The 12,469-nt window shown below is 50.1% G+C and carries 9 protein-coding genes; 6 read left to right on the top strand and 3 right to left on the bottom strand.

Features of this window, described 5'->3' with window-relative positions; all coding sequences use genetic code 11:
* The first annotated feature begins 10 nt into the window (after window positions 1-10).
* The 6 genes from gltA to sucD all read left to right on the top strand — a co-directional run bounded on the left by gltA (window position 11) and on the right by sucD (window position 9,352).
* Window positions 11-1,297 carry a citrate synthase gene (gene gltA, locus NT239_03235; protein ID XGA71872.1) on the top strand — a complete coding sequence of 429 codons (1,287 nt, stop codon included), beginning with the start codon at window positions 11-13 and terminating at the stop codon, window positions 1,295-1,297.
* Window positions 1,298-1,415: 118 nt separating this feature from the next.
* On the top strand, window positions 1,416-4,223 hold the full coding sequence (locus NT239_03230) for a 2-oxoglutarate dehydrogenase E1 component (GenBank protein XGA71871.1): 2,808 nt from the start codon (window positions 1,416-1,418) through the stop codon (window positions 4,221-4,223).
* 92 nt (window positions 4,224-4,315) lie between these two features.
* Complete coding sequence (gene odhB, locus NT239_03225; GenBank protein ID XGA71870.1) at window positions 4,316-5,500, top strand: 2-oxoglutarate dehydrogenase complex dihydrolipoyllysine-residue succinyltransferase; 1,185 nt, start codon at window positions 4,316-4,318, stop codon at window positions 5,498-5,500.
* An 80-nt stretch (window positions 5,501-5,580) separates the two neighbouring features.
* Window positions 5,581-7,014 (top strand): dihydrolipoyl dehydrogenase, encoded by a 1,434-nt coding sequence (gene lpdA / locus NT239_03220; protein XGA71869.1) that lies wholly within the window; start codon window positions 5,581-5,583, stop codon window positions 7,012-7,014.
* Between the two features lie 262 nt (window positions 7,015-7,276).
* Window positions 7,277-8,446, top strand: a complete 1,170-nt coding sequence (sucC, locus tag NT239_03215; GenBank protein ID XGA71868.1) for an ADP-forming succinate--CoA ligase subunit beta — start codon at window positions 7,277-7,279, stop codon at window positions 8,444-8,446.
* Window positions 8,447-8,467: 21 nt separating this feature from the next.
* A complete protein-coding gene (gene sucD / locus NT239_03210) occupies window positions 8,468-9,352 on the top strand; it encodes a succinate--CoA ligase subunit alpha (protein ID XGA71867.1) in 885 nt (294 codons plus the stop codon).
* A gap of 105 nt (window positions 9,353-9,457) precedes the next feature.
* On the opposite strand, the gene NT239_03205 is transcribed toward sucD, so the two are convergent.
* The 3 genes from NT239_03205 to NT239_03195 form a co-directional block, all read right to left on the bottom strand.
* Window positions 9,458-10,603, bottom strand: a complete 1,146-nt coding sequence (locus NT239_03205) for a hypothetical protein (GenBank protein ID XGA71866.1) — start codon at window positions 10,601-10,603, stop codon at window positions 9,458-9,460.
* Between the two features lie 90 nt (window positions 10,604-10,693).
* On the bottom strand, window positions 10,694-11,830 hold the full coding sequence (locus NT239_03200) for a hypothetical protein (GenBank protein XGA71865.1): 1,137 nt from the start codon (window positions 11,828-11,830) through the stop codon (window positions 10,694-10,696).
* Entirely contained in the window at window positions 11,821-12,300 is a 480-nt protein-coding gene (locus NT239_03195) for a hypothetical protein (protein XGA71864.1), read from the bottom strand. The genes NT239_03200 and NT239_03195 overlap by 10 nt, the downstream gene beginning before the upstream one ends.
* Between the last annotated feature and the right edge of the window lie 169 nt (window positions 12,301-12,469).

The following is a 12,469-nucleotide window of genomic DNA, read 5'->3' as shown; positions in this document are numbered from 1 at the left end:
GAGCAACACGATGGAAAAGAAAGTCACACTGACTTATAACGATGGCCAGAACACGCTGGAAATGCCTGTTTTGAAATCTACCTTGGGTCCAGATGTAGTCGACATCCGCAGTTTTTCTAAAACTGGCATGTTTACTTTTGACCCTGGCTTTTTGGCAACGTCTAGCTGCGAATCAAAAATCACTTTCATCGATGGTGATTTGGGTCAGCTGTACTATCGTGGTTACCCTATCGAGCAATTGGCTGAAGAAGCTGATTACCTCGAAGTTTGCTACCTGTTGATCAACGGTGAATTACCAACTGCTGAGCAGAAAGCCGCATTCGAAAAAACGGTGATGAGCCACACGATGGTTCACGAGCAATTGACTGCGTTCTTCAAAGGCTTCCGTCGTGACTCACATCCAATGGCGATGATGGTGGGGGTGGTGGGTGCCTTGTCGGCGTTCTACCAAGACAGCTTGGATATCAGCAATCCAGAACACCGCAAAGTGGCGATGTTCCGTCTGATCTCTAAGATCCCAACGATTGCCGCAATGTGCTACCGCTACAACCAAGGTCTGCCATTCGTTTACCCACGTAACGATTTGAGCTACACCGCGAACTTCATGCACATGATGTTCTCTACGCCATGCGAGCCATACGAGCCAAATCCAGTATTGGTACGCGCACTGGACGTGATCTTTACCTTGCACGCTGACCACGAGCAAAATGCGTCAACGTCAACTGTACGTCTGGCTGGTTCTTCTGGCGCGAACCCATTCGCTTGTATTGCTGCCGGTATCGCTTGTCTGTGGGGCCCATCGCACGGTGGCGCGAACGAAGCGGTATTGTTGATGCTGGACGAAATCGGCTCAGTTGAAGCCGTGCCTGCGTTCATGGAAGGCGTGAAAGCAAAAACACACAAACTGATGGGCTTCGGTCACCGCGTTTACAAAAACATGGATCCACGCGCCAATGTAATGCGTCGTATTTGCCACGAAGTATTGAATGAACTCGGTCTGCAAGACGATCCGAAATTCAAATTGGCGATGGAGTTAGAAAAAATCGCGTTGGAAGACGAATACTTCGTATCACGCAAACTGTATCCAAACGTTGACTTCTACTCTGGTATCGTTCAATCAGCCTTGGGTATCCCAGTACCAATGTTCACCGTGATCTTCGCGCTGGCGCGTACTGTGGGCTGGATCAGCCACTGGAACGAAATGATTTCTGACCCAGGCATGAAGATCGGTCGCCCACGTCAGCAATACACTGGCGCGGAAAAACGCGATTACGTACCAATGGACAAACGCGGTTAATTCCCGCACTGCTAACGCCCTTGTTTAGACGAGGGCGTAGCAACATTGACCGGCCTTGTTGTCTTTTGCTCTAGGGCATCAGCTTGCAAGCAAGGCGGAAAAAAATGGATACACGGCAATGATGAAAGAATTCCAAAATAATTCTCAGCTGTTTGGCGGGAATGCTCCGTTTGTAGAAGAGCTCTACGAACAATATCTGATTGATGCGTCTTCAATAGATGCGCAATGGCGTAGCTACTTCGATCAGTTGCAGCAAACACCAGGCGCGGTAGCGCGTGATGTAGTGCGTGCACCGATTGAAGAATCATTCCGCCAATTGGCCAAGCAATCAGTACGTGCAGTTGGTGTAGTCGATGAGGCTGCAACTGAGCGTCAAGTTAACTTACTTCGTTTGATTTCTGCCTACCGCATTATGGGTAGCCGCAGCGCGAAGCTCGATCCACTGCAACGCATGGATAAAGTGGCTGCGCCAGAACTCGATCCGAAATCGCACGGTCTGTCTGACAGCGATATGGCAATCAAGCTGGGCACCAATATCGTTGGGCTCGAGCGCGCGACGCCGACCGAAGTGTTGGGCTTTTTGCAGCAAACCTATTGCGGCAATATCGGTCTGGAATACATGCACATCACCAACGGTGATGAGCGCAAATGGGTGCAAGAGTTTTTCGAAGCGCGTCGCTCACAACCGAGCTTTAACGTTGACCAGAAAAAACGCATTCTGAAGCAAGTAACAGCGGCTGAAACGCTAGAGCAATACCTGCATAAAAAATACGTAGGTCAAAAACGCTTCTCGCTCGAAGGCGGCGATAGCATGATTCCTGCGGTCGATTACTTGGCGCAAGCAGCCGGGGCGGCTGGTGTACAAGAAATCGTGATCGGTATGGCCCACCGTGGTCGTCTGAATATGCTGGTGAACATTCTGGGCAAACAGCCACGCGATTTGTTCGGCGAATTCGAAGGCCGTTACAACACCCAATTGGCCTCAGGTGACGTGAAGTACCACATGGGTTTCAGCTCAGACATCCCAACCCCAGGTGGCCCACTGCATTTAACGCTGGCATTTAACCCATCTCACCTTGAGATTGTGAATCCAGTGGTTGAAGGCTCAGTCCGCGCACGTCAACACCGTCGTAAAGATTTGACTGGTGATCAAGTATTGCCATTGTTGATCCACGGTGACTCGGCCTTCATCGGCTTGGGTACCAACCAAGGTACTTTCAATCTGTCACAAACTCGTGGTTACGGTACTGGCGGTACGGTGCACTTGGTGATCAATAACCAAGTCGGTTTCACGACTTCGGATATTCGCGATAATCGCTCTAGCTTGTTTAGTACTGATATCGCGAAAATGGTTGAAGCGCCAATTTTCCACGTGAACGGTGATGATCCTGAAGCAGTGTGCTTGGTCACCGAAGCGGCGTTGCAATACCGTCAGAAATTCCACAAAGATGTGGTGATTGACTTGGTTTGCTACCGTAAACACGGCCACAACGAAGCGGATGATCCGTTCGTAACGCAGCCAATGATGTACCGTAAAATCAGCCAGCACCCAGGCCCACGCAAGATTTACGCTGATCAATTGATCGCGCAAGGTGTGGTAACGCAAGCTGAAGCGGACGGCATGATTCAGGCTTACCGTGATGCGCTTGATCGTGGCGAACACGTTGAGCAAACCACGCTAACCGACTACAAACGCTCATACGCGGTAGATTGGACTAAGTATTTGGGCACACACTGGCGTCAGCCAGTAACGACTTCAGTTCCACAAGCGGATCTGGTTCGTTTGACTGAGAAATTCACTCAATACCCAGCCGACTTCAAATTGCGTGGCAACGTTGAGAAAATCATTAAAGAGCGCTCTTTGATGGTGAACGGCGAGTTGCCTGTTGATTGGGGTATGGCTGAGCACTTGGCTTACTCAACCTTGCTGACTGAAGGCATGGGCGTGCGTATTTCGGGTGAAGACTCGGGTCGTGGTACGTTCAATCACCGTCACGCGGTGTTGCACGATCAAAACCGTGAGAAGTGGGACCAAGGTACTTACGTGCCATTGCAACACTTGTCGGAAAACCAAGGCCACTTCTTGGTCATTGACTCGATCTTGAACGAAGAGGCGGTATTGGCGTTTGAATACGGCTACGCATGTTCGGCACCAGAAGAATTGACGATCTGGGAAGCCCAGTTCGGTGACTTTGCCAACGGCGCGCAAGTCGTGATCGACCAGTTTATTACTTCAGGCGAAACCAAGTGGGGCCGCTTATGTGGTCTGACGATGATTCTGCCGCATGGTTATGATGGTCAAGGTCCAGAGCACTCGTCGGCGCGCGTTGAGCGTTACTTGCAATTGTGCGCGGAGCACAATGTCCAAGTATTGATGCTGTCTGAATCTGCGCAGATGTTCCACGCTTTGCGTCGTCAAATGCTGCGCCCGTATCGCAAGCCATTGATCATTATTATGAGCAAGCGCTTGTTGAAAGCGAAAAACGCGTCAAGCCCAATCGAGCACTTCACCAGCGGAGAATTCCGTCCAGTAATCGGCGAAGCGCAAGAATTGGATGCGAAGAAAGTAAAACGCGTGGTGTGCTGCTCAGGTCAGGTTTACTACGATTTGCTCGCCGGTCGCACCGAGCGCGAAATGAAAGAAATCGCGATCGTACGTGTAGAGCAGTTGTATCCATTCCCAGCGGAAGAGCTGCAAGCGGAATTGCAAAAATATCCAAATGCGAAAGAAATTATGTGGGTTCAAGAAGAGCCGCGTAACCAAGGCGCATGGCACCAAATTCGTCACCGTCTAGAAGCGGTGTTGGAGTCGAAGCAAGTGTTGACCTTCGCTGGTCGTCCTTCATCGGCTTCTCCAGCGGTTGGATATATGAGCAAACACAATGCACAGCTCAAAGCCTTCGTCGAAGAAGCAATGACCTTGTAATTGATAGCGCGGCCTCCCTTTGGAGCGCCGCGTTTTTGCCCTTGTGCGTGTCGCAAGCGTAAAGAATTTAAAAATTAACTGGAGTGAACGATATGATCATCGAAGTTTTGGTACCACAGTTGCCTGAATCGGTTTCGGAAGCCACGCTGATTTCTTGGAAAAAGAAAGTGGGTGAAGCTGTTGCCCGTGACGAAAACCTGATCGATTTGGAAACCGACAAAGTCGTGTTGGAAATCCCTGCGCCACAAGCAGGTGTATTGGTTGAAATCGTACAAGCTGACGGCGCAACCGTGGGTAGCCTCGATGTGATCGCTAAAATCGATACTGCAGCCGTAGCCGCTGCTGCACCAGCACAAGCCGCTGCGCCAGCTGCAGCAGCACCTGCACCTGCTGCGGTTCAAGCTGCACCAGCCGGTGGTGCTAACGCAATGCCAGCGGCGAAGAAAATCGCTGCTGACGCAGGCGTGAATGTAAACGACGTAGCCGGTACTGGCCGCGGCGGTCGCGTATTGAAAGAAGACGTACAAAATCATCTGAACCGTCCAGCGGCACCAGCAGTGGCAGCTCCAACGGGTGATCGTCCAGAACAACGCGTACCAATGAGCCGCCTGCGCGCTCGTGTTGCTGAGCGTCTGCTGCAATCTCAGCAAGAAAACGCAATCTTGACGACGTTCAACGAAGTGAACATGAAGCCGTTGATGGACTTGCGCAACAAGTACAAAGACAAATTCGAAAAAGACCACGGCGTGAAACTGGGCTTTATGGGCTTCTTCGTGAAAGCTGCGGTTGCTGCGCTGAAAAAATACCCAATCGTGAATGCATCGGTTGACGGTAACGACATCGTTTACCACGGCTACTTCGATATCGGCGTAGCGGTAGGTAGCCCACGCGGTTTGGTGGTGCCAATTATCCGTAACGCAGACCAATTGTCTTTGGCTGAAATCGAGAAAACCATCGCTGACTTCGGCAAACGCGCACAAGAAGGTAAATTGGGCGTGGAAGAGTTGACTGGTGGTACTTACACGATTTCTAACGGCGGCACGTTCGGCTCAATGATGTCAACGCCGATCATCAACCCACCACAAGCTGCGATCTTGGGCATGCACGCGACCAAAGAGCGCGCAGTGGTTGAAAACGGTCAAGTGGTTGCTCGTCCAATCATGTATCTGGCGCAATCTTACGATCACCGTATCATCGACGGTCGTGAAGCGGTATTGTCTTTGGTAGCAATTAAAGACGCGATCGAAGATCCTGCTCGCCTGTTGTTGGATATCTAATTTAAGTGGGGTATGTGGCTGTGAGCTACATACCCAATTGCTTGCATTAATATACCCAGCAATGGGTTAAGGTGGACTGAATGTCACAATCATTTGACGTTATCGTAATCGGCGCGGGCCCTGGCGGCTACGTGGCGGCGATTCGTGCAGCGCAGTTGGGTTTTAACACTGCGTGTATCGACGAATTCAAAAACAAAGAAGGCAAAGCATCACTCGGTGGTACTTGCTTGAACGTGGGTTGTATCCCATCGAAAGCCTTGCTCGAATCATCTGAAAACGTAGAACGTGTTGAGCATAAATTTGCTTCACACGGTATCACCGTTGAAGGCATGAAATTTGACGTTGGCACAATGCTGGCTCGTAAAGAAGGCATCGTGAGCAAGTTGACGCAAGGTATCGGCTACCTGTTCAAAAAGAACAAAGTGGCAAGCTTGCACGGCCACGGCAAAATCCTCGGTCGCAATGGCGACAAATGGCAAATCGAAGTAGCGGACGGCGACAAAGTAGAAGTCGTTGAAACCACGCACATCATCTTGGCTACCGGCTCAACGCCACGCCAATTGCCACAAGCGCCAGTTGATAATGTGCTGATCTTGGATAACGAAGGCGCATTGTCGATTCCTGCAGTACCAAAACGCTTGGGCGTGATTGGCGCGGGTGTAATCGGCTTGGAAATGGGCTCGGTATGGAAGCGTTTGGGCGCTGAAGTAACGATTCTCGAAGGCGCTCCTGGCTTCTTGTTGGCGGCGGACGAAGCGGTTGCCAAAGAAGCGCACAAGATCTTCACCAAAGACTTGGGTCTGGTCATCAAAACAAGCCTAAAAATCGGCAACATCACCAAAGGTGAGAACGACGTTACCGTTGAATACACCGATGCTGAAGGTAAGGCGTTCACTGAAACCTACGACAAACTAATCGTATCGATCGGTCGCGTGCCAAACACGTGGAACTTGGCGGCTGAATCAGTGGGCTTGCCACTGGATGAGCGCGGTTTTGTGGTGGTTGACGGCGATTGCCGCACTGCATTGCCAAATCTATGGGCAGTGGGTGACGTGGTTCGTGGCCCGATGCTGGCACACAAAGCGTCGGAAGAAGGCGTGGCCGTGGCTGAGCGCATCGCAGGTCAGCATCCGCACATCGACTTTAACAACGTACCTTGGGTTATCTATACCAGCCCAGAAATGGCTTGGGTAGGTAAAACTGAGCAAGCACTGAAAGCGGAAGGCGTTGAGTACAAAAAAGGCCAATTCCCATTTGGCCCGAATGGCCGTGCGCTTGGCTTGGGCGAAACCGCTGGTTTCGTTAAAATGCTAGCCTGCGCGAAAACCGACCGTATCTTGGGCGTGCACATCATCGGCCCATTCGCTTCAGAATTGATCACTGAAGCGGTGGTAGCGATGGAATTTAACGCATCGGCTGAAGATATTGCTCGCATCGTTCACGCTCACCCATCATTGGCCGAAGCGATGCACGAAGCAGCTCTCGGTTGCGATAAACGCGGTCTGCACTCTTAAGAGCAGCTTTTAAAGCTGCGATGCATCCCGTGACCTTGGCGCGGGCGGTGCGCGAAATCCTCATGTACTTCAAGTACATTCCGGTTTCTGTGCTCCGGCCTTGCCAAGTTGACGGGCGCTCGCTAGCTTTTAAAGCCACTCTTAATGAAATAGTTATTTGAATTTGTAGGGTGGGTAAGGGCAGGTGCTCTTATCCATCATGCGGTACAACGGCGGGGAATAGCCTGTCCGACAACACTCTCCTCACAAAGGATAAATAGAGATGAATCTGCACGAGTATCAAGCCAAGGAATTGCTGGCTAAATATGGTTTGCCAGTACAGCGCGGCATTTTGGCTAACAACGCTGAAGAAGCTGCTGCTGCTTATGACACTTTGGGCGGCAAATTTGCCGTAGTTAAAGCCCAAGTACACGCGGGTGGCCGCGGTAAAGCGGGTGGCGTTAAAGTGGTAAAAAGCCGCGAAGAAGCTGCTGCAGAAGCAGCTCGCTTGATCGGTACTAATCTGGTTACTTACCAAACTGATGCCGCTGGGCAGCCAGTTCATAGCGTATTGGTATGTGAAGACATGTACCCAGTAACGCGCGAGTTGTACCTTGGCGCGGTTGTAGATCGCAGCTCACAACGTATCGTATTCATGGTTTCAACTGAAGGTGGTGTTGAGATCGAGAAAGTGGCTGAAGAAACGCCAGAAAAAATCATCAAGATCGAAGTTGATCCTTTGGTAGGCATGCAGCCATACCAAGGCCGTCAAGCGGCTTTCGCTTTGGGTCTGGAAGGCAAACAAGTTGCTGCGTTCACCAACCTGATCTTGGGCTCTTACAAAGCATTCGTTGAAAACGACTTTGCGCTGTTTGAAGTAAACCCATTGGCTTTGCGTGAAAACGGCGAATTGGCTTGCGTTGACGGCAAAATCAACCTCGACTCAAACGCTTTGTTCCGTCACCCAGAATTGCTGGCGCAACGCGACAAATCACAAGAAAACGAGCGTGAAGTAAAAGCTTCTGAGTTCGAACTGAACTACGTAGCGTTGGAAGGCAATATCGGTTGTATGGTGAACGGCGCTGGCTTGGCGATGGCGACGATGGACATCATCAAACTGAAAGGTGGCCAACCAGCTAACTTCTTGGACGTTGGCGGCGGCGCGACCAAAGAGCGCGTGATCGAAGCATTCAAACTGATCTTGGCTGATTCATCAGTTCAAGGCGTGTTGATCAATATCTTCGGTGGTATCGTTCGTTGCGACATGATCGCTGAAGCGATTATCGCTGCAGTTAAAGAAGTGAACGTAACAGTACCAGTGGTAGTTCGTCTGGAAGGCAATAACGCTGAATTGGGCGCTAAATTGCTGGACGAATCTGGTCTGAAATTGACTTCAGCCCAAGGCCTGAACGACGCAGCCGAGAAAATCGTTGCTGCTGTTGCCGCTTTGTAATCTCAGCACAAAGGAAAAGAAATGAGCGTTTTAGTAAATAAAAACACCAAGGTGCTGGTGCAAGGTTTCACTGGCAAAAACGGTACTTTCCACGCTGAACAAGCGTTGAAAGTAGGTACGCAAGTTGTGGGTGGTGTTACACCAGGTAAAGGCGGCTCTGAGCACCTCGGCCTGCCAGTATTTAACACCATGCGTGATGCAGTAGCGCAAACTCAAGCTGATGCGTCTGTGATCTACGTACCTGCAGCTTTCGCTAAAGATTCAATCTTGGAAGCGGTTGATGCTGGCGTTAAATTGATCGTATGTATCACTGAAGGCGTGCCAACAGTCGATATGCTGTACGTGAAAAAAGCGGTTGATGAAGCCGGTATCCGTCTGATCGGCCCTAACTGCCCAGGTATTATCACGCCGGGCGAGTGCAAAATCGGTATCATGCCTTGGCACATCCACAACCCAGGTCGTATCGGTATCGTTTCACGTTCTGGTACATTGACTTACGAAGCAGTTGCACAAACGACTGCTTTGGGTCTGGGTCAATCTACTTGTATCGGTATCGGCGGCGACCCAATCCCAGGTACTAGCCACATCGACGCATTGAAACTGTTCCAAGACGATCCTGATACTGACGCGATCGTGATGATCGGTGAGATCGGTGGTTCTGCCGAAGAAGAAGCGGCAGAATTCGCTAAATCTTACGTGACTAAGCCAGTAGTCGGTTACATCGCTGGTGTAACTGCGCCTAAAGGCAAACGTATGGGCCACGCAGGCGCGATCATCTCTGGCGGTAAAGGTACTGCTGAAGAGAAATTCAAAGCCTTCGAGCAAGCGGGCATCGCGTACACACGCAGCCCAGCAGAAATCGGCAAAACCATGTTTGAATTGCTGAAATCAAAAGGCATGATCTAATTCATTAGCTGAATTGATCAAAATAAAAAGCCACCCTCGGGTGGCTTTTTTCTTGGTGTATATGGCTGAAGCTATTGTTTTATTTGGCTTGTGGCGATATACCCGCTATTGTTTGGGTGGCTCGTCACCCTTACAAAAATCGACGACTTTGAGTTTGACCGTTGCATATTCTTGCTTGCCTGCCAAATCGGGCCATTGCATACCCACTAACACGCGGCAGCCGTTGGGCGACACCAGCATCGTACTGGTCACCGCATCGCTGAGTTTGATGGCTTTCTCTGGTTCACCAAACGGTGCTAAATAAAGCCCATGCCATTTGAAGGGGGGATAATTTACCGACTCTAACATCCCTGTTCGGATCGGCTGAAAACGGCTCCCTGAATGCTCATAACCCCCTTGTGCAGGAGTCCATCCCTCAGGTCTACCGGGATATGAGCTCGGAAATTGTTTCTGCAGTTTGCCCCCTGAGAGTAACCAGACTTGTTGGGGACTATCTTTGGCCCAAAGGGCGCCTGCTGAAGGACGATTGAAAACCAAATAACCTTGCTTGAGCCAGCGCATCGGAAAAATAGCGGCAGAATTACTCACCCGCTCATCTTCCAGCATCACTTTGGTGTAGCCCCGTTTCGGATTTGGATTTTCTTCCTTCCATTTTTTATAATTGCGAGCATGACTCCATTCCCCCTTAGACAAGACACCATCGTCTTCATAGAGCATTAAGCCATACCGACCGGGCTCGTATTCCAAACCCGATGTGGGTAGGTCTGCATTGTACTGGCAAGAAAACGGATTGATGTAGCCCCATTCAGTTGAAATCCACCCTGGGCGTTCTTCCTTGCGAAAAGGTTGATATTCCTGCAACGGTTGGCCCCAAATACCCATGGCATACTTGTCTTGATATTGCTTGAGTCCTTTGCGTTTTAAATCAATTTGCACTCGACGCGACTTTGGATCAACACATTTCAGGTAACTGCCATCTAGCTCAGGATGCTGAATTTGAATGCCTTCATCAATTCGGTGCTCAATCGTTACAAAAGCAACCGGATCTCCGTCCAGCTTTAAATCTTTTCGCCAGTAATTACACACAAGAGTGGCGTCATCTAGCCAATGGCATATGCCATTTGAAGGAAAATCAACCACCTTGAGTACACCTTTAGGCACTGGTGGATCACCGCGAAAAGCATTCAATAGCCCCGCTGAGGCCACGCCTGAAAGGAGAGGAAACAGCAGGCACAGTAGTTTTAACTTCATCACTTTTATATTGTTCCAAAGGAAAAGAGTTACAAACTAATAACGGCGAATCGCATAGAGTGGGCTGATGCCAAAGTCAATGCTGAGGAGTTATTCGTCACCCTTACAAAAATCCACTACTTTGAGTTTGACGGTGGCGTATTCTTGCTTGCCTGCCAAATCGGGCCATTGCATACCCAATAACACGCGGCAGCCGTTGGGCGACACCAGCATCGTACTGCTCACCGCATCGCTGAGTTTGATGGCTTTCTCGGGGGTACCAAACGGTGCCAAATAAAGCCCATTCCAGTTAAATGGGGGTAAATTCAAGGAGATCAGCATTCCGCTTCGAAGTGGTTTGAAACTATTCCCTCTATCCGACCATCCGCGTTTGGCTGGACTCCAATCGCTAGGCTGTTCTGGACGCATAATTGGGAATTGTTTCTGCAGCTTTCCCTCTGATAGGAGCCAGATTTGCTGTGGGTTCTCATCAGCCCAAAGGGCGCCTGCTGAAAGACGATTGAAAACCAAATAGCCTTGCTTGAGCCAGCGCATCGGGAAAATTGCGGCAGAATTACTCACCCGCTCATCTTCCAGCATCACTTTGGTATAGCCCCGTTTCGGATTTGGATTTTCTTCCTTCCATTTTTTATAATTACGAGCCTCTGTCCATTCGCCTTTAGACAAGACGCCATCGTCTTCATAGAGCATCAAACCAAACCGACCGGGCTCGTATTCCAAACCCGATGTGGGTAGGTCTGCATAGTACTGGCAAGAAAACGGATTGATGTAGCCCCATTCAGTCGAAACCCACCCTGGGCGTTCTTCCTTGCGAAAAGGTTGATACTCCTGCAAGGGCTGCCCCCAGATCCCCATGGCATACTTGTCTTGATATTGCTTGAGTCCTTTACGTTTTAAATCAATTTGCACTCGACGCGATTTTGGATCGACACATTTCAGCAAACTACCATCTAGCTGAGGATGCTGAATTTGAATGCCTTCATCAATTCGGTGCTCAATCGTTACAAAAGCAACCGGATCGCCGTCCAGCTTTAAATCTTTACGCCAGTAATTACACAAAAGAGTGGCGTCATCTAGCCAGTGGCATATGCCATTTGAAGGAAAATCAACCACCTTGAGTGCACCTTTAGGCACTGGTGGATCACCGCGAAAAGCATTCAATAGCCCCGCTGAGGCCACGCTAGATACGGTCAGCAGCACACTGACCAACATGATATTTAGTCCCATGTTTGGCTCGCTTCAATATCAACAGTGCGCACACCTTGGCGCAGAATTTGGGGTAAATCACTGATCGCGTAAACTTTTTGCACTGGATTACTCAGGCAAGGATCAGTGCGATATTCAATCGTGCGCCAAGCCGTAGGTGGGCCGTCTGCGAGTTGCAAGGGCTGGTAGCCACCTTTCCAGCGCACATCCATGCACTGAAACCCAAGACGCTGTCCGGTTTCAAACGCGCCCACGAGCGTATAAAAATCCAGCCAATTGCGCCCCGTGGCCATCGTGCCGCCCAAGTAGTAAATCACGTAGCGGTTCGTCCCTTCAGTCGAAACCGCCTTCACTGAGTAACCGGTGTAGTAGCCATAGCCATAATTGAGCTGCTTAAAGCGCTGAAACTCACCATAATTGACGCAACCCGCCAGTACGGCGCTGAAAAATAGTACTCCCACAGCGCGGCCAATGCCGATCAATCTAGTCATAACATCAATGGGTTTGAGTAAGAAACTTAGCAATTATGCCGTAAAGCTGCATTTCGCTGATCTAATGCCAAGCAGGTGTTGCGTGGTTTGCCATTGCCTCTAAGCAAACCCGATCGGCAAGCGCAGCAGTGGCGTTTTGCCCAATCGAGTTTGTGCAACATCAAACACC

Source organism: Chitinibacter sp. SCUT-21 (assembly GCA_041874755.1).
Lineage (GTDB): Bacteria > Pseudomonadota > Gammaproteobacteria > Burkholderiales > Chitinibacteraceae > Chitinibacter.
The sequence above is the reverse complement of the archived record's forward strand: the minus strand, read 5'-3'. Positions and strand labels throughout refer to the sequence as shown.